Here is a 24,463-nt window from a genome sequence, read left to right on the forward strand (position 1 = left end):
GTGCTGGGCCGTTAAGAGTCGGTGGGGGCGGAGGACTCACGTCCCCGTAGCTACGCCGCACCTGAAACTCGCGGGTAGCCGTGACATCGTTCCGTGCAGCTCCCTCCACACGGCTGCCCGCCTGATGGGCCAAAGTTCGACACTCACGTCTGGGAGCGACAGGCCATCTCTCACCCTGCTCAATCACTGTCAGGATTGAGCGCCGTCGTACACCCTGAGCACGTGCCCGTCGCACTCACCGCGTGCCGCACGTCCAGGAACCCGTAGCGCTGCCCGAGGGTTTCGACCCATGCCTCAAACTCTGCCGAGGCGAAAAGTACGCCGTGGCCACATTCCCTGCACGTGAGGTGGTGGGCGTGAACTTGCGGCAGATGCCGGTAGGCGCGAGCTCCCCCGTCTTGCCGAACCGCCTCCAGCAGCCCCTCACGCTCGGCCCTGGCAAGAGCCCGGTAGACCGTTGTGAGCCCGATAGTGTTGCCGCTCCGCACCATGGTTGCGTGCAGCTCGGAGGCGGTGAGGAAGCCGGCGTTCTCCTTGAGTGCCGCAATGACATCGGCCCGTCGCTCAGCAACGCGCTCTCGTCCGCGCCGTCGGCGTTGCGGTTTCGGCCTCACCCGTCTCACTGTCTCAACTCCCCCGCCGCTACCGGAAGATCACTCCCCGGGCCCACCTGTTGATCGACGCACGATCCCGTGTAAGCAGCCGGGCCGATGCGACTGAGGCAAGAGCCGGTTCCGGGTTCCACCACCGCTGGCCGTGATCCGAGAACTGGCGGTTCGGGTGGGCAAACTCCAGCCATCTCTACTGCTCCTCCGCCCTGTCCGTGCCGCGAACACGGTCCACTCGGGTTTCCCGACGCCCGGAGTGCCACACCACGGTCCCGGCCACGGCGGCCACCACGGTTGCCACGCCTACCCCCCACCAGAGCGGTGCGGCACTTTCGTGGGATGCCGCGGTTCCTTCTCCGACCGACTTCGTTACCTTGCCGTTCGACAAGACGGCGTCGCCCCGCGCGGGCCGGGGCGGGCCCACCCAGCAGTCAAAGCACCGCATTCCCCCAGCCTCGGGACCAAAGATGCCGCCCTCCGTTCCCGCTAGGTCCAGGACAGCGTTCTTCGAGTCCCGGTCGGCGGCAAGGGTCATCGCGTCATCACGAGTCCGTACGACCGTGGAGCCACGGGAAGGCAGCAGGCCCACGACGAAACGAACGTCACCAGGCCCGGCACCCCCGCGACAGGGTTGCTCAACGGCGCGCCTTTCTTCGACGAGCTGCGGGTTCCCGGACATGAGAGCAGGCACGGCAAGCGAGATTGCCAGCAGTGGCGGCGCCGCGGTGGCACAGGCTCTCTTACGCAACAGGTTGACGTTCACGTCTTGACACTCCGAGACAGGCGCGTAATTCGTCTTGGATGGCACCGGAGGCGGCGCAGGCGTATTGCGGCCCATGGGCCGACCCGGAACGCCCGCAACCAGGACCTTCCGACAGGCGAGGGGTGGGTCGGCGCCGGGTGAGGAGGGTGCCCGGCGCCGACCTGCGGAAGGGTGCCTGCAACTGGTGAAGGGGAGCTGCGGACACCCTGTTCGAAGCAACTGGGTCGCAGGAGCCTAGGCCGACGGCAGGAAGCCGGCACCGTCTGCGTCTCCTTCCGCAGCCAGCACCCGCAGGAGGAGGCCCGGCGACGAACGGACCATCACTCCAGCTGTGCGCGCCGACCGTGCAGAAGTTCGGATCATTCCCCACCTGCCTCTCTGGCTCCCCCCGCTTGCACACGACCGGCTGAGCGAAAACGGCCTGACGCCGGTCTGACCAAGCGACTGGCACTACGCTATGCGAGATGGTAATCATTTTCAATACCAAGGCCTGAAGCGGCCCGGCGTGTCGGCGGGCGTCTACGAACCGAACACCGCCTCACCAGAAAGATCATTAACAGCAACTCCCGGAAAGGGGAGGCCGCATGACTGACATCCGGCAGACCGGACTCGTCTCCTACCTACTGAGCAACCGCGCCTTCATGGCGCAGGCAGTACAGCAGGCTGTCGACACACTGGATTTGGCGGGACGGCGACGGCTCCTGGACGCGGGCACCGGGGCGGGTGGCGCGCTCCCGCCGCTGGCACTCGCAGGGGGACCGGACGCACTGGTTCTGGGCGTCGACGCCCATCACGATGCCCTGACCTTGGCGGACACGCATGCAACCGAGAAGGGCGTAGCATCCCAAGTGAGCTTCAAGGAAGCTGACTTGTTGGACGTACTCGGAGAAGCAGGTGCCGCTGGAGGTACTTTCGACGCGATCTGGGCCAGCGATGTCGTCTGGCCGGGAAACTTCGAGGACCCTGCGGAGGCAGTAGCGCTGATGGCACAAGCGTTGGCTCCCGATGGCACCCTCGCGATCTTCACCAGCAACTACTACCAATCGATGTTCCTGCCGGGGCACTCACAGCTCCAGAACAAGCTCCGGATGGCGTCTGAGCTCAACTGGGGCATTCCCGGAAGCGGGCCGACCCACTACGAACGCCATGTCCACTGGGTGCTGGCGTCCGGGCTGCGCGAAGTGGGTCTGCGCGTGATCCCTCGAATCGGGTTCCCGGCCGACAGCGACCCCTCCGTACGCCCCTACCTGGAGAAGGTCGTCTTCCCTGAACTACTCGAAGCCGCCAGGTCGGCCGGGCAAAAGGCCGGGATGAGCGCGGAAGAAGTCCGTGAGGCCGAAGAGCTCATGTCGCCGGGGCCCCGTTACGTACTCGATGACCCCGGCTACTACGTCGTCCATCCCACGCTTCTGGTAACGGGCGTGCGCTGACTCGTGGTTGGACTGCTGACCCTTTGTCGAACTGTGATCGACAAAGGGTCAGCGGTAGAGTTTGCCGATCTCCGGAGCGCCCGGCACTCCTCCGGCGCTGATAAGGCTGCTACTCATGCCCGCCTCCTCCGCGAGCTGTTCCAGCGTGAGGTTCTCCCAGTCATAGCTGTCGGTGGTGCTGCGTACCAATTCGCCGTCCCGCAGGACCTTCCACGAGGTGCGCCACCGCATCACCTGCCCCTTGAGTGGCTCCGCCTCGGTCCACCATTCGTACGTCTGGTCCCCTATGGTCTCCCGGAGCATCCTGAACGGGGGCACGTGGCGGGCGGTCCCCACCCCCATGAGCTCGACCACGATCGGAGCACCGGCGGGAAGCCTGGCCCCCAGCTCACGCCAGAGGTCTCTGCGCTCGGCCTGGGTCAAATGGCCTACCACACCGAAGATCACCACTGCGCTGATCCGTTGGGGCAAGGCGAGTCGTTGAGCCGGCTCCGCAGCGATCGTCACACGCTTGCGCAGATCGGCATCGTTGAAGACCCGGCTGGTGAGCATCGCACGCATGGGCACGGACGGCTCGGCGGCAATGATGGGCACTGAGGGAAGGGCCCGGGCGATGACTTCGGTGATCCGGCCAGTGCCTGCCCCTATCTCGACGACGGGCCCGCCTTCCGTGCACACGGAGGAGAGCGCAGTCGTCAGTGGCCCGGCGCTGGTGTGGGCGTGCCGGGCAGCGACCATCTCGTAGAACTCGGCGGACTTCGTGTAGTAGTCGGCAACCATGAATGATCCTCTCTCGCGCTAGGGGGTGCTGGGCCAAGCGGACGTGGTGGTGGTGTCGACGACCCCGAGTTCTCTGCAAATGGTCTCGACAAGCCTCGTGCGCTGAGGCACGAGGAAGAAGTGACCTCCGTCGAACGCTGTGATGGTCAGCGATCCGGCCGTGACACTTCCCCACGTCTTCGCCTCAACCTCCCCGCACTCGGGGTCCTCAGTTCCGACCAGCACACTGATCGGACAGTCGAGAGGGTCGACAGCCTGACGGGGCTTGTACGTCTCGATGAGGCGGTAGTCGTTCCGGACGCAGCGCAGCACGGTGGCACGCAGTTCCGGGTCGGACAGCACCTCGACAGGGGTGCTGCCGTATCGCATCAACTCGGCAGTGACCGCCGCGTCCTTCTGAAGATGAATGTCGCCAACTGCAGCATGGTGCGGCGACGGCCTGCCGGAAGCCAGAAGTCGGACGGGCTCCGGCAGGGACCGTCGGCGAAGTTCCAGAGCGACCTCGTAGGCAATGGCACTGCCCATGCTGTGGCCGAAGAGAGCCAAAGGTCGGTCCAACAGCGGGACCAAGCCGTCGACGACCGCATGGACGACGTCGTCCATCGATCCCACGAACGGGTCCGCGAACCGGTCCTCTCTGCCCGGGTATTGCACCGATACAGGTTCTATGCCGGCGGGGAGGAGACGCTGCCATGGCCTGAAGGACGACGCGGCGCCTCCCGCGTGAGGAAAACAGATCAGGCGCACTTGGGCATCAGGACGCTTGACGGGTCGGCGGAACCAGCCGCTCAGGTCTTGATGGGCGATGGACATCAGGGCCCCGTTCTTGATTTTTTTCAACGACTTCGGACGGCTGACTTCCAGCATTATGCTTGACTTCAACCCCAGCAGACAAACAAGTCATGCGCAACCCTGAAGACTTGCATCTTTGCTCTAGCTATGCACCAGTTCCACGGATACCTTAGTGACACCATTGCAGGGAGGATGCATCACTCATGACAAACAACACAGGCGATCAAACCGCCCCGCACCCTTTCCCGATCCCGCGCTCGTGCCCATTTTCCGCACCTGACGCGTATGCGGATCTCCACGCGAAGGCCCCGGTCTCCAGGGTGCTCCTGCCCACCGGACGTCCCGCCTGGGTCGTGACCGGATACCAGGAGGTCCGCGCTCTCCTGGCTGACCCGCGGATCAGCGCGGACATCCGCCACCCAAACTTTCCCGCGCTCACAGAAGGAGAGCAGGAAGTCGGCGCGAGGACCCGCCCGTTCATCAGGATGGATCCCCCCGAGCACACTCGGTTCCGACGGATGCTGCTCGCCGAGATGACGGTGCGCAAGGCTCGGCGCATGCGCCGGAGTATCCAGCGGATCGTGGACGAGCGGATCGACGAGATGCTTGACGGAGGTCCGCCGGTGGACCTTGTCACCCAGTTCGCTCATACCGTGTCCAGCACGGTGATGTGCGAGCTGGTCGGCATCCCTCGTAGCGACCCCTGGTTCCGGCGCGTGACAGGGACACTCGGGTCCCAGGTCTTCGGCGGCGGCGCGAGCACCGCAGAGGTGGCGAGCGAAGGCATCGGCGCCCTGTCGGACGTAATGGACAAGGTGGTAAGCGACCGCGAGACCCGTCTCGGCGAGGACCTACTCAGTCGGCTCATCGTCGAACAGCTGAAGGAGGGCAAAGTCACCCGGCAGGAGTTGATCACCACCATCGCCATCCTGATCGTGGCCGGCTGGGAGACCACGACGAACCAGATAGCACTCAGCGTTTTGGCCCTCCTGGAAAATCCTCACCTGATTGAAGAATTGCGCCAGGACCACACCCGGCTCCCTGCTGCGGTCGAGGAGCTTCTCCGGGTGCTCTCCGTGGGTGACTCAATCGCACTCCGCACCGCCACCGAAGACATAGAAATCGGTGGCCAAGTAATCCCCGCAGGCGACGGAATAATTCCATTGTTGGCAGCAGCAAATCACGACAGCGCTGTCTTCCCTGATTCTCGTCAGATAGATTTTGAGCGGCAGGGAAGACAGCACGTCGCTTTTAGCTATGGAATCCACCAGTGCGTCGGGCAAAATATCGCGCGCCTGGAACTCGGCATCGCGATCGGCACGCTTCTGGACCGCGTCCCGACACTGCGCTCCGTCGCACCGCTGCAGGAGATCCGGTTCCGGCACGAAGGGATCGCCTTCGGGCCGGAACAGGTTCTCGTGACCTGGTGACCTACCGCCGTCCCGTGCTTCGCAGTACGCCGAGGTGCGGGACGGCGATGTCGTGGGGCGCCGGGGGCCTCTCCAAGTCCAAGCCGCTCTCCTCCGCAACTCCGGCCAAGTCCACCGTGTGCCAGTGGTAGTGGTCCTTCACCTCCCGCACCAGTTCGGTGCCGGAGAAGACCTGCCACGTGGTATCCAGACGCATGAGGTCCTCGCCCGCCGGCTCACCGGCCATCCACCACTCGTAGCGCAGCCCGCCAAGCTCGGCCTGCCTGAGCCGAGTCGATGGCATCACCACCGGGGTGTGAAATCCCATCAACTCGACGACGATCGGCGCACCGGCGGGCAGACGCGCGGCGAGTTCTCTCAGCAGCTCTCGCCGCCGGACGGGGGCGATGTGCCCGAGCACACCGCAGGCCACCACAGCACTGACCTTGTCGGGCAGAGCCAGGTCGTTGGCGGCCGCCGCGCGCACCGTGACCCGCCTTGCGAGATCGGGGTCGTCCGCCACTCTGCTGGTGAGGATCGCTCGCATTCCGGCCGACGGCTCCGTCGCCAGGATGCGAGCGTCCGGGAAGGCCTCCGCCACCTGCCTGGTGACCAGGCCTGTTCCGGCCCCGATGTCGAGCAGCGGCCCCGCGCCGACGTCGATGCCCCTGAGCGAGGCGATCACAGCCGGTCCCGTGCGTGCGGTGTGCTCCCGTGCGCCGAGGTCGAAGAACTCAGCTGGATTGGTGTAGCCCGCGCCTCCCTCCTCCCTCTCGTGCACCGCGTGCGTGGCAGCGACAGCACGATGCTTTCGCACCGTCTTGGCCTCGACGCCGGTCGCCGCGAATCCCAGGTCAGCCGCGGAGAGTGGCACGGGCGTTGCGGGCCGGATGAGCTCAGGCGGGCCGAGCCTGGCCATCAGGTCCCGCCAGATCTGGAAGACCGTCAAGTCGCCCTGTGCGGTACGCAAAGGATCGGATCCTGCTGCAATCGCCTCCGCGAATCCGCTCAGCGCGGCATCCACAGCAGAGGGCCAGCCCTGGGTGAACAGCCCTTCGAAGGTGAGTTGCTCGTCCTGCGGGGCGGCAAGAACGGTAGATGTCGGCAGCCTCAGAGCTTCGGCCCCGGGGCCTGCCTCGAAGACCAGACGGTGATCGGCGTCCCGTGGGGAGTGCATCCGCGGATGCCAGAGGACCGGTCCATGAGTGTCTGCCAGGGTGAGGACCCCTCCCTCGGTTCCGATCGAGACACGGTGCCAGAAAAGCGCGTGGTTGTCGCGGTCACCTGGATGGATCTGATTCTGGACCCTCAACGTCAACGGGGCCCCCGCGACGACGCCGTGGAGAAGACGAACCGGCACTCCTCCGTTCGAGGCAGTGCGGACCTCCTCGGAAACCTGGACCGGATCGTCGAAACGCCAGGGCCTCATCCCTCCGAGTGCCTTGCCCAGGATGTCCACCAGAGGAGCGAGGACATGCACCGGTGCCGTGGCGTCGACGAACAGCACCTTCTGCTTCTTGCGCAGTTCGCGGGCGGCCTCGATGAAACGGCGGACCGGTTCGACGTGGATGTAGTGAGTGTTGACTCGGAACTGGACGCTCTTCTTTCGCGCCAGCCGCAGGGATTCCGTCAGCTCCTCCGGGTGTACTGGATGCTCCTGAAGCACGTGCACGCCGCGGTCCAGGAGAACCTGGCTCAACTCCGTGCCCGTTCCGCCCATCACCGCGGCGGGAACCGCGACGCAGGCGGCATCGAGGTCGGCCGGGATCTGGTCGATCCCGACGTGGCAGGGGACTCCAAGCCGTTCGGCGAGGGCTGCCGAGTGGCCACTGCCCCTGGAGAGGATGCCGACGAGTTCGAAGGCCGGGTGGTTACGAACCGCATCGATATAGAAACGGCCGAAGTTCGTGCCGGCCACCACCGTGCGCAGCGGTCGGTTCGACGACGGGTTCACAGCTCACCGTCCTCGAAGCCCATTCCATCCCGCTCCCCGCTGCCTGCAGCGCCCTCATAGACCGAGAAGTCCGCAGCCTTGGTCAGCACAAGGTCGTCGATGAGATTCCGCGGCTTCAGAACGTCGGCGGCGAAGTGCAGCCCTGGCGGTATCCGGCCATCAAGGAGGGCGCGGACGGTATGGGCGGCGGTGGCGCCGGTGAGCCTGTAGCTGTCGTCGGTGCTCACCACGCCGGTACGGGACCAGTCTTCACCGGACAGCGTCATCACCAGACGGTAGTAGGGCTCTGCACCGGCGAGATCGATCTGCCCCGCTGTGAGGATGCGAGCTATCACAGCCTCCCGCTCCTCGGGAGTATCCACCGGCAGGGTCGGAAGTGCGGTGAACAGTGAACGTATCTGCTGACCGGGGAAAACGTTGTACCACTCCGCCTCGCGGAGCCCCATCGCTGCCGCGAGGCGTTCGACCTCGGCCGTCAGCAGGGGCTGAAGTGCTACCTGCCGCGGGTGGAAGGGAATTTCGGCGTTTTCCTCGACGCGCAGGGCCCGCTGCTCACGACGGCCGTGTCGCCAGGCTGCGAGGGGAAGGCCGAACGGCTCACCGTTGGCACCGCCGACATCGAGGGAGAGCAGGATGTCAGCGGCAACCGTGGGCGTAGCGCGTTCCAGTCCACCCGCATAGGCGACCAGGCGCTCGGGGGGAGAGGTACCAGCGCCGCCTTCCATGAGCACGTAGGGCACGAGCGCCGACAGTCCGGGCACGGTGCCTGCGGACAGGACCACGGTGCGTTCAGTGGCGGGCTCGCCTGCGGCCGACAGTGCCTCGCGTGCGGGATCGTCGCCGAGCACATCGACGTAGTCGGCTCCTGCCCGCAGCGCGGCCCGGGCCACTGAGTCCTTGAGCAGATAGCTGGGGCCGGCGCAGTTGAGGACGACCTGGGTTCCGTCGCAGAACGCGGCGAGGGAGGCCTCCTCGGTGGCATCGACCGCACGTGTCTCCACCGCTTGCGTCAAGAACTCCGCGGAGAGGGCTTCGGGCTTTCGGGCTCCGAGTCGCAACGGGCCGCATCCGGACGCGATGAGCGCCTCTACAGCGTGCCGCCCCACGGCGCCGGACGCCCCCAGTACGCCGATCACGAGGCCGCCCCTTCGATGATGTCGCTCAGGTGACCGAAGACGGTCGGAAGGTGCTCGCCCGTCATACAGGTGAAGTGCTGGCCGGGTATGTCACGGCTGGTGAGCTCACCGAGACAGATCTTCGCCCAGTGATCGGTGATGGTGTCGGCACTGCCCGGAAACGGGTAGGCACCGTTGTGCCGCAGGAACGTGATGTCGCCGGCGTACGGCTCGGCCCGGTGCCGACTCAGGGCGAAGGTGCTCTGCTGGTAAGTCCGCAGTGCTCGGAGCAGCCCCTCCGGCTGGTATGTGCCGGCCAGCTCCGGCGGCAGCGCCTCACACATGCGCGAGACACGGCGCATCCGGGGGGATGTCTCCAGCGCGGAGAACGCGGCGGCGATGTCAGCGAATTCCCCGTCGAGTTCGGCAACGGCTCCGTCATGGACCGCTTCGGGTGACCTCTCCAGCACAGCGCCGACAGTGGCGCCCACGCGATTCTGGTCAGCTGGGAATCCGATCTGCTCCAGGTCCATGCCCATCATGAGGGCGAACGAGTACTCCGAGAGGAGTTCATCGTCCAGGCGGAACGTGGGGCTGTGACTGCTGATGACTGTGAGAGACCGTACCTCCGCACCCGACTCCGACAGCACCCGAGCGACTTCGGTCGCGATGACGCCGCCCACGCAGTAGCCGACGATGTCGAAGCGGGTGTGCCCGGCGTCGAGCAGGGCGTGGGCGTATCGCGCGGCGAGCCGGTCGATCAGTCCGTTCGGGTCGGCGCCGAGGAAGGAGTCGAGCTCGGGGATCTCCAGCCCGACGAGACCGTTACGGCCTGTGGAATGAGCACGGAGTTCGGTGATCAGCGGACGGTACGGCAGGAGGGTGCCGGTGCCCGCGTGTACCAGTACCGTGACAGGTCCGCCGTCCGACTCCTCGAGCGTCACAATGGGCGACGCCTCACCTTGCGCAGCCTGGTCAGGGTCAGCGGAAACGCTGCGCAGGTAGGTGGCCAGGCCGGCGACCGTAGGCTTGCGCAGCAGATGACGCAGGACGACCTCCCATTCAAGGTCCCACTCGACGCCTTCCATCCCGTCGAGCCCGTCCCGCAGCCTGCCGACAATGCGAGCCACGAGGAGCGAGTCCCCGCCCAGGGCGAACAGGTCGTCGTCCCGGCCCACATGGTCATGCTCCAACAGCTCGCCCCAGAGCGCGGCGAGCGCCCGCTCCAGCTCGTCCTGAGGCTGACTCGAAACCGGTGCCTCGAGCTGCTGGTCGGCCATGCCGGCCCACTTTTCCAGCGTCGCCCTGTCCTGCTTGCCGTTGGCCGTCAGAGGCAGCTTGTCCAGCACTTGCCACCGCGTGGGCACCGCGTATTCGGGCAGCAGTTCGGCACTGCGACGGGTCAGTTCCGCCACGGAGACCGGTTCCCGCGCAGGCTTCGGCTGTGCGAAGTAGAGACGCTGCCCGAAGGCTGTCGCTGCCCGGGAGTCGGTGGGGAACTCCGAGACGACCCTGCCTGCTCGGCTGGTCAGGTGTTCCGTCCACTGTTCCGCGCTGAGGAACGACTGTTCGCTGTCTGCGCGCACATCGGTGAAAGGCCCGGAGTGTTCGGGCAGGAACTCGGTGGAGATGCGGAGAGCGTGATCGTCATCGTCGGCATTGCTCAGCAGTACGAGCCAGCCTCCGGGAGAGATCAGTGTCTCCAGTTCCGCGAGTGCCGCGTTCACGTCCGGCAGGTTGTCCAGCACCCCGACGCAGACCAGAACGTCGACGGAGTTCGGGAGGAACCCCTGGGCTCGGGCGTTGGCGGACGGGTCGAAACTCCGACAGCGCACGCGTGGATCCTCTGCCCACCGCTTCTCGACCGCAGCCCTGTTCTGTGCCGAGGAGTCTGTGGCCACGTACTCGATCTCATGCGTCTCCAGGGCAGGGAGGAGATCGGAGACGATCCCACCCCCGCGGAGGCCGACTTCCATGACGCGAAGTGGAGCGTCTCCCCGGTGCTCCCTGGCAATCTCGGTCACACCTGCGATCAGGACCTTCATGAGGCTGCTGGCAGCCGCGTTGTCCTTATAGGCGGCGGCGAGGGCTCCTGCGGTCTCACCCGAGAACGGCAACTCGCCTGTACCGGCCCGGCCCGTGAGCAGGCGAGGAAGGTTGCGAGAACAGTCCCGCACCACGCTGAAGAGCTCGGTGCTCCAGGCGGCGGCCCGTTCAAGCTCAGCCGCGTATTCCCATGCACGTTCAACTGCCCCGGGCTTGGGGGCGGCCAGTCCGTGATATCGGCCGCCGGGGTAGGCGCGCAGGCGGCCCATGGAGGCGAGTCCGCGCAGCCATCGGCGGACGAGCCGGTGATGCGGTTCGTCGACAGCCAGTGCCTCGCACACCTCAGCAGCGGTCGGCCTCCTGGCCGCATCGGTGAAGGCTGGTTCCACTGCTTCGGCGATGGAAAGCAGAGCTGCCTCGCTCAGCGCCGCGCGGAACGCGTCCAGCGCCGGGACGTCCACCGCGGCGACCGCAGTTTGTCCGGCCTTCTCCACGGCGGCGAGGAAAGACTCCGGAAGCGGCAGCATCGTGTCCCGGTAGGCCGGTTCGACGAAAGCTGACAGAGCACGGGAGGAACCGGTACTCGCGTCCCCTCGGCCATTGGCGACGACCACGGTCGCGGCACCGACCGACGGCTGGGCCTCCAGGACGGACTGGATCTCGCCGAGCTCGATCCGGTAGCCACGAATCTTGACCTGGTGGTCCTCACGGCCGAGGAATTCGATGACGCCGTCCGGGTTGTAGCGCCCCAGGTCACCGGTGCGATAGAGCCTCTCTCCGGTGTGAGGCTGGAGCACGAACCTCGCATCTGTCCGGTCCTTGTCCCCGAGATATCCCTGGGCAAGTCCGAGGCCGCCGATGTAGAGCTCGCCGGTCACGTGGTCGGGGCAGGGCCGCATCCGCTCGTCCAGGACGTGGAAGGTCTGGTTGGTGAGGGGCTTGCCGTAGGGCACGCTCCGCCAGGAGGGGTCGACCTCGACGATGGGGTGGTGAATGGACCAGATCGATGCCTCGGTGGCACCGCCCAGGCTGTGGATCTCTGCTGCCGGGGCCCAGCGGCGTGCCGATGCCGGGAGAGCGAGGGGTATCCAGTCGCCGGAGAGCATTGCCAGTCGGATCGAAGGCAGCGGCGGGTCGTCGGCACGAAGGTAGTCATTGAGCATCTGGAGCTGTCCGGGTACCGAGTTCCAGAGGGTGACGCCCTCCTTCCGGACAATCTCGGCCCAGCTGGACGGATCCCCACGGCGCGCCGGGTCGGGCAGCACGATCGTCGCTCCCACCGACAGGGGGCCGAAGATGTCGTAGACGGAGAGGTCGAACCCGAGTTGCGCCAGCGCGAACACACGATCCTCTTGCGTGACGTTGAACCGGCGGTTGACGTCGACGATGGTGTTCAGAGCGGCGAGGTGGCTGATCATGACGCCCTTGGGGGCCCCTGTGGACCCCGAGGTGTAGATCACGTAAGCCAGCGAGTCGGGCTCGACGTGCACGGCGGTAGGCGCGGGAGCGTCTGTCTCGGGAAGGGTGTCCACCGCGATGACCGAAAGATGTTCCTCCCACTCCCCCTCCGCGGCCAGCCAGGACTGGGTCAGGACCGTGCGGGCGTCGGCGTCCGACAGGATCGTGTTACGGCGCCGCAGGGGCTGTGTGGTGTCCAACGGCAGGTAGGCGGCACCGGCTAGGAGCGTACCCAGCACGCCGGCCACTTGCTCCCACCCCTTGTCCATCGTGATCGCAACCACGTCCCCGGCTCCCACTCCGGAAGCTGTCAGGGCCCGGGCGACACTGGTGGACCTCGCCACGAGTTCTCGATAAGTGACCGATTGCTCGCCGTCGCGTACGGCCACCCGATCCGGCTCGCGTCGAGCGGCAGCGAGGACCGGGTCCTGGAGCAACGCGGGGGTCAGAGGAGAGTTGGTGTCGTTGACGCTCCGGCGAACCTCAAGTGTGGCCTCGGGCAGTTCGACCAGGGCGGGTTCGCCCCATGCCGACGGCTCTGCGGCCAGTCGTGAAAGCAGCGTGGTGTAGGCACTGAAGAGGTGCTCCGCTGTGTCGCCGGCGAGCACGCCTTCTCGTACGTCCCAGCTGATGGCCAGGCCTTCCCCCCGCTCCATTACCTGACAGTCGAGCCACACCTGGGGCGTCTGGGTCTGTGCATGTCGGACTGTCGCCGCCGGTTGCCGAGTGGTCGCCGAGCCCAGGGTGCTGGTGAACACGACGGGCATGAGGAGGGTGTCCGACGGGCTGAGCCTGGTCATCTCGGACAGGACCTGGCTGCCCGTGAACAGCGAGTGCGACAGGTCTTCCATCAAGTTCGCCCGCAAGGTGGTGGCGCGTTCGGTGAAGCTCTGCTGTGGCCTGAGGTCCACCGCGAGCAGTTCCACCGCGGTGAAGTCCCCCACCAGTCGATCGACTTCTTCGTGCAGGGGAAGGCGGGTGAAGGTGGGAACGTTGAGCATGAAGCGCTGGTTGCGACTCCACCGGCCGATGACCTCCGCATAGGCGGTCAGTGCGGCTGCGGAAGAGGTGACACCGTGGGCTGCCGCGTTCGCCTCGAACGCCTTGCGGTCCTTGGCACTCATCACCGTCTCGAACCGGCGGAACGGGCCCACCTCGTCAGGGTTGGCCGAGAGGGGGAGGTCCGGGGCCAGTGGCAGGTCCGGCAGGCGCTGCATCCAGTACTCACGGTGCCGAACGTAGTCACCGGTGAGCGTCTGCTTGCGCCGGGTCAGCACATAGTCGCGGAACCGGGCTTCCAGTGGTGCCAGGGTGGCGCCCTGGTAGATGTCCTCCAACTCGGCCAAAAGCAGAAGAAGGCTCGCGAAGTCGACGATCAGCTGGTCGATCGACAGATGCAGAATGAGTTCGTCGTCGCAGCGGGTCATACGCAGTTCGAAGAGAGGGGGCTCGTCGGTCCGCGGGACACGTGCGGCCAGCTCTTCACGAACCCCGGCGACGTGGTCATGCACCTGCCGCTTCCCTGCGCCCCGCAGGTCGGCCACGGGCGTGGGGTGCTGCGGGATCTCCGGCAGGACCTCCTGGAATCCGTCCGGGTGAACGATGGCGCGCAGCATGTCGTGGCGCTGGACGAGCTGCCGCCACGCGTCGTCCAGACGATCCGGGTCGGTATCGGCGGGATGGGAGAGCTCGACGTAGACATGGCAGGCAACTCCGCCGTAGCCGTAGGCGCCTCCGCGTCCTACCAGGTAGGCGGCCTGGATGTCCGTCAGCGGGAACGGCTGGTTCGCGGCAGCGGGGTCCGGCGTCAGCTGCGTCGCCTGGGCCCTCTCCGCCAGATACGACAGAACCTCTTCCCGGTTCCCGCGCAACAGTGCGCGGCGCTCCTCGGTCAGCGCGCCCTGCGGTGCACGAAAGCGCAGCTGCCCCTCTTCTTCCCAGAGGCGGATGCCATCCTTCTCCAGATCCGTAACGATCCGTTGGGCGTTCATATGACTCCACTTTCTTCAGTCGTGCGAATGCTGTCCGCGATCTCGACCTGTGCGGCAAGGTCGGCCAGCGTTGAGGCAGCGAGGAACGAGCGAACGGGGACTTCCACACCGAAGGCCTCGTTGACCGCCGCGACCAGTCGAAGCGCTGTCAGGCTGTCTCCGCCCTCGCCGAAGAAGTTGACGTGCCGGTCCGTTACCTGGGTGCCGAGCAGGTCGGCCCACACGGCGGCGATCTTCTTCTCGACCGGACCGCTCGGTTCGGTGCCGGCACCAGGCTGGTCGGCGACGTACGCGGCCAGTGCCGGACGGTCGATGCGTCCGTCGGTGTCCAGAGGCAGACGCTCCACAGCCGTGAAACCGCCCGGCAGAGCGTGAGGAGGCAACAGAGCCGCCACATGGCGCGTGAGATCGGCTGGCAACCCGAAGGGTGCTACCACAACCGCGTGCAGCCTGGGGTCCTTCTGTTCCCCGACGGTCAGCGCCACGGCCCGGACGATGCCCGGATGCGTCTCCATAGCGGCTTCGAGCTCAGCGAGTTCGACACGTCGCCCGCGGATCTTCACCTGCCGGTCAGCGGACCCCAGCACTTCCAGAGTGCCGTCGGTCCGGTAGCGAGCCCGGACTCCGGTGCGGTGCCACTGGTCCGCTCCGGCCCCACCACTGTTCTCACCGAACGAGTCCGGGCTGTCCTCGCTGCCGACCCACAACTCCCCTGGAACCCACACGGGGCAGTCGTGGCCCAGAACGTGAACGACCCGATGGCGCCTTCCTGCCAACGGTTCCCCGTAGGGAAGCGACGAGCGGTCCTCGGGCACCGCGTCGCCCGCCTCGTACGCGGCCGCCCAGATACCCACTGCCGGCTCATGGCCAAGCGAGATAAAGCGGCATGGATGCGCGGTGGTGGCACGGAGCCGGGCCGGCAGATCGGCGCTCACCCGGTCACCGGAGACCAGTGCCAAACGCAGCCCGGTGGGGACCAGGGCCTCACCAGAGGTAAGCGCGTCGGCGGTCAGCAGGTCGTCGAGTACCGCCGAGGGGCCGTTCCAGACCGTGATCCCGTGTTCGGTCGCCTTCCGCCCCCAGGTCTCGGGAGCTGTCACCCGGATGGTGTCCGACAGGACAAGGGTCCCGCCTGCGCCCAGCAGACCGAACACATCGAACACGAAGAGGTCCGACTCCAGTCCGGTCAGGGCGAGCATCCGGTCGTTCTCGGCGAGGCCGGACCGGTTACGGACATCCGCAACCGCACTGCTCGCGGCATGGTGACTTATAGCTGTCGCCCGTAGGGGGCCGTCCTCCTGCCCTGTGAGCACGATGACGTAAGCAGGTGAGGCCGGATCGCACACGACAGGGAATCCCTGCGCCGGGGCCTCGGCGAGTTGGGCCAAGCTCGTCGAGATGATTCCTTCGGCCGCGTCCGGCGCCGGCGTGTCCTCAATGACGAGCCGGGCGTCCACAGCTCGGAAAAACTGGGTCGTCGGTCCCGTCAGATCATCGGCAGGCACGGCGGCGAAGGCTGCGCCTGTACGCAGAGTGCCGAGCGCGGCGACGACCTGCCCAGGGCCTCGTGGCAGCGAGATCGCGACCACGTTGCCGGGCCCGACGCCTTGGCGGATGAGCCCCGAAGCCACTCGGGCACTGTTCTCTTCCAGCTCCCCGTAGGTCATCGAGCCGCCCGGCCACCGCAAGGCCGTCAGGTCAGGTGCTTCCTGCATCTTGCGCAGGACGTCCGCGTGCAGCGTCCCAGCAAGGCAAGGGGCCTTAGCCGAAGGCCGGGGAGAGCGGTCGAGCGCAGGGAACGACGGCTGCTCAAACGATGGAGGTTCGTGCTCCCAGTCGTGATCGACGAGGTGGTCCAGGAGGGCGTTGTAGGCATGGAACATGGCGTCGAGCACCCCGGGGCGGAAAAGGTCCTCCACCGCGTCCCAGCTGACCATGATGCCGCCGCGCGACTCAGTCACCTGATTGTCGAGCATCACCTGAGGAGTCTGCGAGATGGTGTGGACCTTCGCCGGGAAGGTCTCCGAGAGGTCTTTCACCCCGATGTCGCCCACACCGACGGAGCTGCTGAACACCACCGGCATCGCTGCCTCGACCGTGCCGGTGCGCCGGGCCAACTCCTGCATGAGCCAGATCGCGGAAGCCTCCCGGTGATCGAGGTCCTCCCCCATGACACGTTGGAGACGGTGGGCGGCCTCCAGCCAGGTCTCCCCCGCCTGTGGCGCATGACCGACCAGGGATACCGAAGTGAAGTCGCCCACCACCCGGTAGATATGCGGATGCACCGGCAGGCGGTTGAAAAGGGTGAGGTTCACGGTGACGCCGGCCTGGTCGCTCCACGCGCTCAGGACATCCACGTAGCAGATCAGGAGAACGGCTGAGGGCGTCAGCCCGTGGTGCCGTGCCTTGGCCCGCAGCGTTTCCCAGCGCTCCGCCTCCAGTGGACGACTGCGACGGGTGAACCAGGGGCGGGACACGGTCGAGGGATCGACGGCCAGGGGGAGAGCGGGGGCGGGCGGGAGTTCGTCCAGCCGACGCAACCAGTGGGCGCGGGCCCGCTCGACGTCGTCCTTCTCGGGCACGATCTCAAGGACGTAGTCGCGGAAGGAGACATCGATGGGCGGCAGAGGGGTGTTGAGGTCGGAATAGAGCGCGTCCAGTTCTCCGTGGAGAGCGATGATGGAGGCACCATCGAGAACGATGTAGTCCAGACCAAGAGCAACCCTGGTCCTGGTGCCACCGCCCTGGGGATAGCGCACCGCTTGAAGATCGAACAGCGGCCATTGGGTCACGTCCAGCCGCGCGTGGGATGCACTAGTCCGCAGCCGCTCCAGAGCTTCGACCGCCTCGGTCTCGGTTGCGACGTCGGTCACGCTGATGACGAAGTCGGGGACTTCCGGAAGAATTCGCTGCTGACCCTCGGCATCGAAGACCGCCCGCAGCATTTCATGGCGCTCGATGAGGACACGCCACGCCTGTTGGAGACGGTCGATGTCAACGTCCGCCCCGTCGAACTCGCTGTAGTGATAAGTCCCCACGCCCCCCAGCGGGAGGCGATCATCACGTCCGATCAGGAACGCACGTTGTACGTCCGTGGGCGGGAAAGGCTCGTGGCGCCGTTCCGGGTCGCCGGGCCCCAAGGCTTGCGCCCCGGCCTGGTCCTCCCGGAAGAGCCCTTCGGCGAACTCGGCGAGCCCCGGGTTCGCGAAAAGCCGCGTCGCCTTGGCTCCGCCGACCCCGCGGGCTCGGAGGGCCGCGATGAGCCGAGTGGCCAGCAGGGAATCTCCACCGAGGCCGAAGAAGTTGTCCCCCCTCCGGATGTCGGAAACTCCGAGGAGTTCGGACCACACCTGTGCGAGTACTGACTCAGCCCAGCCCAGGGGTGTCTCTCCGCGCTCTTCGTCCCCTCCGTCGCTTGCGCGGGCCTCAGCGAGAGCCGCGACCTTGGCGCGATCGGGTTTCCCGTTGGCAGTCAGCGGCAGGGAATCGAGAACCAGTACGTGAGAAGGCACCATGAAGGGCGGCAACAGGCGCGCCAACTCCTCCAGAACGACATCAGGTGAGAGGGTGGGTGATGCCATGCTGGCGACAGCGAGTACCAGTCGCCGCGGTGCTCCCATGACCTGCGCCACGCAGGCGGACACCCCGTCTATGCCCGAGGCGGCCGCTTCCACTTCGCCGAGTTCGATCCGGTGACCTCGGAGCTTGACCTGGTGGTCGATGCGGCCGAGGAATTCCAGGACACCGTCGGAGCGGTAGCGGGCTCGGTCTCCTGTCCGATACCAGCGGCGTCCTTCGTGCTCGACGAACCTTTCCGCGGTGCGCTTCTCGTCACCGCGGTATCCGGCGGCCAGCCCCGCGCCGCTGACCCATAGCTCGCCGGGTACCCAGTCGGGGGCGTCCCTGCCACGGAAGTCAGCCACCCTCGTCCGCATATTGTCGAGCGGCACCCCCCAGGGGACGGAGGACCATCGCGGGTCAACCTCATCGACTTCGAAGACGGTCGAGTGCACTGCGGCTTCCGTCATGCCTCCCAGCGCGACGAACCGCGCCTCCGGGACCAGACGGCGCAGGCGCCCGGGGAGGTCCAGCCCCACCCAGTCACCGCCCAGGAGTGTCAGTCTCAGTGACTCCCCCATGACCGCCGCAGAGGATTCGGCGGCAGTCACGATCATCTCCAGTAGTGCGGGAACACAGTTGACCACTGTCACGCCATGTTCGCGGATGAGGCGAACCCAGTGGTCCGCGTCACGCCGGGAGCCCTCACCGATCAGGACGACAGAACCTCCGGCGGACAGCGGACCGAACAGGTCGTAGACCGACATGTCGAAGTCCAGCCCCGCCAGAGCCAGGCTGCGATCGCCGTGGTTCACGTCGAACTTCTTGTTGATCGCCACGATGGTGTTCATCGCCGCGCCGTGGGAGACCTCTACGCCCTTGGGTATACCGGTGGACCCAGACGTGAAGATGACATAAGCAATCGATTCGACCGGCTGGTCGAGGAAAGGAGGAGCGGGTCGCAGTCCTTCTGCCTGCTCCACCGACAGGATCTTGGCCGTGGTTCCCCTCTCCGCGTCCAGATGCGGGGCATCAGTCAGCAACGCGGCAACGGAGGCCACATCGAGGATGCGTGTGACGCGTTCTGCCGGCTGGTCGAGCCCGATGGGCACGTATGTCGCGCCGGCACCGAGGACACCCAGCACGGCTGCTACCTGCCCCACGCCTCGCGGCAGCGAGATGGCTACTGAGTCTCCAGGACGCACCCCTTCAGCGGTGAGGAGCGCTGTCAGCCGACCGGCTCGTTCGGCGAGTTCCCCGTAGGTCACCTGCCGTCCGGACTCGTCGATGATCGCGACGCGTTCCCCGGAGCGGGACGCCGCCCGGTGGAAACCCTGGTGGAGAAGCTCCTCGACTCCTTCGGCGTCGGTGTCATTGGCCTGTGCGCGGGTACTGCGCTGCGTCTCGGAGATGTGTACCGGAGCTGGCAGGGACCATGCCCCCTCGTCGTCAAGGAGCGTTTCCAGGAGGCGCCGGTACGCGTCGAACGCGGCCTCCGGGACGCCTGGTTCGAACAAGGCATCCCGCACATCCCAGTTGAGCAGCAGTCCCTCGTCGAGTTCCGTGACCTGCGCGTCGAGCCACACCTGCGGGCCTTGCGAGATGATCCACGTCGGCTCACCGAATGTGTGCCGAACCTCGTGGTCGTAGACTTCGCCGAGTCCGAGCGCACTCGTGTAGACGACTGGGGCGAGGACGGGTGTCCCGCCGGCCGCACGGGTGAGATCACGCAGCACTTCCACGCCGGAGTAGGCGCCCCGTGCGATGACTGTCCGCAGGCTGGTCTGAATCTCGTTCGCAACAGCGGCGAAGGACTTCTCGCCGGTGAGGTCCACATCGAGCAGGACCGAACTGCTGAAGTCGCCGACCATGTCCGCGGCTCCGGGATAGCCCAGATCGCGGTGGAACAGGGGGAGGTTGAGGAGGAAGCGGGGTTCCGCACTCCATGCCGCGATCACCTCTGCGAAGGCGGCAGCCAGTACTGCGGTAGGAGTCAACCGGTGTCGCCTTGCCCGTTCCAGGAGGACTTGCTTGCGGCTGGCGTCGAGTCGGTGGAACAGCCGGGTGGTGTGGTGGTAGGCGCTGCCGGCGGCGGCCGGGCTCAGTGGGTCCTCCACGGTGGGCAGTTGTGGCGGAGCGCTGAGCTCGGGTAGCCGTTGCTGCCACCACTTACGTGCGTCGGCCCGGTCCCCCTCCCGGCTCGACCGCACAGTCTCCAAGTAGTCGCGGTAGCTGCCGCTGATCTCGGGCAACGGCGCGTTGGGGCGGGCGTAGAGATGCCGCAGATCCCGCAGGAGCACGCGCATGCTCGCGGCGTCCGCGGCGACCATGTCGAGGTCGATGTGAAGTCGGGTCGCACCGTCGGGGAGCAGGCTGAGAGCAACGTCGAAGACCTGCCCCTTCTCCACGTCCATACGGCGGTGGGTGTAGAGGTCCCTGAGCCGGCCGAGTTCCTCGTTGAGTTCTTCTCCGCTCCGGCCGGTCAGATCGTGGATCACGACGCTGGGGCCGGACACGGACTCGCGGATCCGTTGGTGCCCGTCATCAAGCACGGTCACACGCAGCATCTCGTGGCGTCGGCGCAGTTGGGCCACGGCCCGATCGAGCCGCTCCGGATCCACACCCGCCCCATCGAGTTCGGCATAGAAGTGTGCCCCCACCCCACCGAGGGGCTGGTCGTCCTGACGTCCGATCCAGTAGGCGTGCTGCATGACGCCCAAAGGGAAGCCTTCGTCCGTGGAGGCCGGCTCCTGCTCCCTGGTCTTCCTGTGCACCTCGTTCTGGGCAGTTGCCGACGTAGCTGTTCCCGCGTCGCGCAGGATCTCGATCCACCGGCGCAGGGTGGAGGCCTCGGCAAGCTCTTCGAAGGTGACCTTCAGCCCTCGCCGGCGCCAATCGGCCGTGAGTCGGATCAGGCCCAACGAGTCCAGCCCCAGCTCGAAGAGGTCCACATCGAGCGCTATGTCCTCGGCGGGCACTTCGAGAACGGCGCAGACCGCCGCCACGACCTCAGACTCGCCCGGCGTCCCGGCTTCCGGTTGTGAAATCTCTGCCACGAACATGCCCTCCTCGCACTAGTTAAGAATGATAATCATATTCAAGTACCTTAGCCCAGGCCTCCGGCGCGATGAACAGCGCTGCAACAGCAGGGAGATGCACCCATGACGAACCCCCGACCGGCACCCGGAACCCTCCAACCAGCCGATTGGCCCGATTGGCCCGAGGCGGCGCAGCAGCGCTATCGAGCCGCGGGGTACTGGAAGGAAGAGGTCTTCGGCGCGCTCCCTGCCACCCAGGCGATAGAGCGGCCGAACGACATCGCCTTGGTGGACGGGCACCGACGATGGACCTACAGTGCGCTGGAAGCCGAGGTGGGCGCCGTCTACCGCGCGCTGTACCGCTTGGGCCTCCGCAAGGGTGATCGCGTCATCGTGCAGCTGCCCAACTGTGCCGAGTTCGTCACGACCTGGTTTGCGCTACAACGCTTGGGGGCTGTCCCCGTACACGCCATGCCGGGGCACCGCCGGTACGAAATCTCCCATCTGGCCACCGTCACCGAAGCGGTGGCTTACGTCATCCCTGATCGGCACGCTCGCTTCGACCACCGAGAGTTGGCCATTGACGTGCGTGCGGCGCACCCATCGCTACGCCACGTAATCGTTGTCGGAGAAGTGGCCAGTGATTCAGGTTTTACTACGTACGAAGAGCTGCGCTCCTCGAAGGTGCCTGAGGCGGAAGCACCTCGCCCAGACGTGGCTGCCAGCGAACTCGCCCTGCTGCTGCTCTCGGGCGGAACCACAGGGACGCCCAAACTGATACCGCGGACGCACCAGGACTACCTCTACAACGCACGAGCCGCGGCCGAGGCCTGCGAGATGGGGCCGGATACCGTCTACCTGGCCATTCTCCCCATCGCCTTCAACTTCACGATGAGCTGCCCAGGTATCCTGGGCACTCTGCAGGCCGGGGGCAGGGTCGTCATCGCTCCCAGTCCGAGCCCCAGCACAGCCTTCGAGCTGATTGAGCGGGAGCGGGTAACGATCACTGCCGTCAACCCCTCTCTCGTTCCCTACTGGCTGACTGAGTTCGAGACGAGCGAGGCGGATCTCAGTAGCCTTCAGGTCCTCCAGGTCGGCGGTGCGAGGCTCGCCGATGATCTGGCTCGGCGCGTCAGTCCTACGCTGGGATGCCGTCTGCAACAGGTGTTCGGCATGGCTGAGGGTCTGCTCAACCTGACCGCGCTCGACGATCCCGAGGACCTCGTGTGCTCCACTCAAGGCCATCCCGTCTCCCCGGCGGACGAGGTCATCATCGTCGATGGGACCGACAGGCAGGTTCCGGACGGTGAGGTGGGTGAGCTGCTGACCCGCGGCCCGTACACGCTACGCGGGTACTACCGCTCCCCCGAGCACAACACCACCCACTTCACCGAAGACGGTTTCTACCGGACCGGAGACCTCGTGCGCCGTCTGCCCAGCGGTCACTTGAATGTCGTGGGCCGGGTGAAGGACCAGATCAACCGCGGCGGCGAGAAGATCGCCGCCACAGAGGTAGAGGATCACCTTCTGGCGCATCCGGACATCCTCGCCGTGGCAATGGTCCCGGCCACAGACATCGCCCTCGGTGAACGCTCCGTGGCATTCGTCGTCTGCCGCGGAGAGGAGCCCACACCTCGCGAGCTCGCCGCGTTCCTACGGGACCGCGGCCTCGCCCCCTACAAGACGCCCGACTCTGTACGGAAGATCGCCCACCTGCCGCTCACCCCCGTGGGAAAGACCGACAAGAAGGCACTCCGAGCGCTCTTCGAGAACGGATCCAGCAGCCAGACTCAGTGATCAGTACGCCGCCCCGGTCGACGAGCCGGGCAGAGCAGCAGAAGGGAGAGTCATGCGTATCCAGGTGAATCAGGATGTCTGCGTAGGAGCCGGGCAGTGCGTGATAGCCGCCAGAACGGTGTTCGACCAGGACGAACACGATGGTCTCGTCGTGCTCCTGCATGCAGAGCCGCCACACACTGAACTCGAATCGGTGCGGGAGGCTGTGCACCGGTGCCCGGCCGGCGCGATCGAGCTGTTCGAGGACTGAAGGGCCACCGCCTCGCTGTCCGGCACCCGCCCGGGTTCGGACAGCGAGGCCCCGTCGGCTCAGGAAGCGGAATGCACCGGTTCAACGGCAGGCACCAGGAAGCGGCCTACGCTGCGGAGCTTCTCTCGTGTCTCCTCCAGCTCCCGCTCCGGATCGGACTGTGCCACGACTCCGGCACCCGCCCGCAGCCACGTACGGCCGGCGCGCCGATACACGCTGCGGAGCACAAGCGCCGCGTCCAGAGTCCCGTCGCCGTCGACCATGATCACGGCGCCGCTGTACAGCCCCCGACTGGTCTTCTCAGAGAGGCGAATCCGTTCACACGCCTCCTTCTTGGGGATGCCGGACGCGGTGATCGCGGGGAAGAGCGTGGCGAACGCATCCCAACTGGTGGCTCCTTCCCGCAGGCTGCCTACCAGATATGAGGCGAGATGCTGAACGCTGCCGCGTTCACGGACTGACATGAATTCGGCCACTCGGACCGTGCCGTCCTCGCAGACCTCGGCAAGCTCCTCGGCAGCCAGCCGCACCGAGATGGCATGCTCGAAGACCTCTTTCGCATCCCGCAGCAACTCCTTTCGTGCTGCGTCATCCACGGCGGGTTCGCCCACGAGGGCACGGGTACCCGCCAGCGGTTGCGCATTGACCTCGCCCTCGGCGGTCACCCGGGCTACGATCTCCGGGCTGAACCCTGCCGCCTCCCATTCCCCGAGACGGAGGAGGAATGACCGGGCCGGATCGTTGTTCCTCCGCCCCGTCACGTAGGTGGCCGGCAGATCGATCTCCCCGGGCACAGGCACCTCTCTGGAGAGAATGACCTTGTCCAGGGCCCCCTGACGGATTTCTCGTACGGCCTCGGCCACCGCTTGGCGATACGCATCGGCGCCGTGGAAATCTACATCGGCCTCAATCCGGCCTTCAGAGATAGCAGGTCGGCTCTCCGCCCCCGCCAGTCGAAGCACCATGGCGTCCAGAGCCTTCTCGTCCTGGGCTCGCAGGACCGCGACTCCGTCTCCGAACCGTATCTCCGCCCTGGGCAGGAAAAGCCGCGCCAGCGGCCCAGGCGACTTACCGGCGTCGCTACAGGAAGTGGCCAGCTCGAACGTTGCCCACCCGTAAGCCCGCCAGTCGGCTCCGCCCATCTCAGCCAGCGCCTGTCCGGCAGCGGCCAGCGGTCGTAGGTCCGTATCCAGAGGGCTGCGCTCGCCTCCGCATTCGAGCCAGACCCCCGTGGCATCGACTTCCACGGCTGCGGCCTCGCCCTCCGCCCAGCAGACCTCCTCTCGGTTCTCGTACAGCACGTAGGCGTCCGTCGACTCCGCGGCGAGCGCGGCCGCCACCGCGATGACGTCACGATCAAACGGAACTCGCCGTTCTACGCATGCCAGAGAAGGTTTCACTGCAGTTGTCTCGCTTTCGGATATCCGTCGGCGGCTGCCGCCTGGAGCGTCCTCGCAGCCTTGGCCGACCCTGC

At 66.4% G+C, this 24,463-nt stretch carries 12 protein-coding genes; 4 read left to right on the forward strand and 8 right to left on the reverse strand.

Features of this window, described 5'->3' with window-relative positions:
* Positions 1-179 precede the first annotated feature (179 nt).
* Positions 180-623, reverse strand: coding sequence for a Fur family transcriptional regulator (locus A3Q37_RS38270; RefSeq protein WP_079137601.1), 444 nt, complete (start codon positions 621-623; stop codon positions 180-182).
* 1,332 nt (positions 624-1,955) lie between these two features.
* On the opposite strand from A3Q37_RS38270, the gene A3Q37_RS01535 reads away from it, so the two are divergent.
* Positions 1,956-2,801 carry a class I SAM-dependent methyltransferase gene (locus A3Q37_RS01535; protein ID WP_065476479.1) on the forward strand — a complete coding sequence of 282 codons (846 nt, stop codon included), beginning with the start codon at positions 1,956-1,958 and terminating at the stop codon, positions 2,799-2,801.
* 48 nt (positions 2,802-2,849) lie between these two features.
* Here A3Q37_RS01535 and A3Q37_RS01540 read toward each other — a convergent pair whose 3' ends face one another.
* On the reverse strand, positions 2,850-3,581 hold the full coding sequence (locus A3Q37_RS01540; protein ID WP_107471467.1) for a trans-aconitate 2-methyltransferase: 732 nt from the start codon (positions 3,579-3,581) through the stop codon (positions 2,850-2,852).
* 18 nt (positions 3,582-3,599) lie between these two features.
* The gene (locus A3Q37_RS01545) at positions 3,600-4,448 is read right to left on the reverse strand and encodes a thioesterase II family protein (protein ID WP_255311701.1); all 849 of its coding nucleotides are present in this window, start codon (positions 4,446-4,448) and stop codon (positions 3,600-3,602) included.
* Between the two features lie 443 nt (positions 4,449-4,891).
* On the opposite strand from A3Q37_RS01545, the gene A3Q37_RS01550 reads away from it, so the two are divergent.
* The gene (locus A3Q37_RS01550) at positions 4,892-5,803 is read left to right on the forward strand and encodes a cytochrome P450 (RefSeq protein ID WP_255311702.1); all 912 of its coding nucleotides are present in this window, start codon (positions 4,892-4,894) and stop codon (positions 5,801-5,803) included.
* Between the two features lies 1 nt (position 5,804).
* Here A3Q37_RS01550 and A3Q37_RS01555 read toward each other — a convergent pair whose 3' ends face one another.
* Genes A3Q37_RS01555 through A3Q37_RS01570 form a run of 4 tightly spaced genes read right to left on the reverse strand, consistent with a single transcriptional unit; the run spans position 5,805 to position 20,966 of the window.
* Positions 5,805-7,736 carry a Gfo/Idh/MocA family oxidoreductase gene (locus A3Q37_RS01555; protein ID WP_065476487.1) on the reverse strand — a complete coding sequence of 644 codons (1,932 nt, stop codon included), beginning with the start codon at positions 7,734-7,736 and terminating at the stop codon, positions 5,805-5,807.
* A complete protein-coding gene (locus tag A3Q37_RS01560) occupies positions 7,733-8,872 on the reverse strand; it encodes a saccharopine dehydrogenase NADP-binding domain-containing protein (protein ID WP_065476493.1) in 1,140 nt (379 codons plus the stop codon). The genes A3Q37_RS01555 and A3Q37_RS01560 overlap by 4 nt, the downstream gene beginning before the upstream one ends.
* Positions 8,869-14,346, reverse strand: a complete 5,478-nt coding sequence (locus A3Q37_RS01565; RefSeq protein ID WP_065476497.1) for a non-ribosomal peptide synthetase — start codon at positions 14,344-14,346, stop codon at positions 8,869-8,871. Before A3Q37_RS01565 ends, A3Q37_RS01560 begins: the two co-directional genes overlap by 4 nt.
* Positions 14,343-20,966, reverse strand: coding sequence for a non-ribosomal peptide synthetase (locus tag A3Q37_RS01570; RefSeq protein WP_065476499.1), 6,624 nt, complete (start codon positions 20,964-20,966; stop codon positions 14,343-14,345). Before A3Q37_RS01570 ends, A3Q37_RS01565 begins: the two co-directional genes overlap by 4 nt.
* A gap of 99 nt (positions 20,967-21,065) precedes the next feature.
* Between A3Q37_RS01570 and A3Q37_RS01575 the strand changes: the two genes are divergently transcribed.
* Entirely contained in the window at positions 21,066-22,739 is a 1,674-nt protein-coding gene (locus tag A3Q37_RS01575) for a (2,3-dihydroxybenzoyl)adenylate synthase (RefSeq protein WP_065476502.1), read from the forward strand.
* Between the two features lie 52 nt (positions 22,740-22,791).
* Complete coding sequence (locus A3Q37_RS01580) at positions 22,792-22,989, forward strand: ferredoxin (RefSeq protein ID WP_065476505.1); 198 nt, start codon at positions 22,792-22,794, stop codon at positions 22,987-22,989.
* A gap of 59 nt (positions 22,990-23,048) precedes the next feature.
* Here the strand turns inward: A3Q37_RS01580 and A3Q37_RS01585 are convergent, their stop codons facing one another.
* Positions 23,049-24,389: a salicylate synthase gene (locus tag A3Q37_RS01585; RefSeq protein ID WP_065476508.1), complete on the reverse strand. Its 1,341-nt coding sequence runs from the start codon at positions 24,387-24,389 to the stop codon at positions 23,049-23,051.
* Positions 24,390-24,463: the final 74 nt, after the last annotated feature.

Source organism: Streptomyces sp. PTY087I2 (genome assembly GCF_001687325.1).
Taxonomy (GTDB): Bacteria; Actinomycetota; Actinomycetes; order Streptomycetales; family Streptomycetaceae; genus Streptomyces.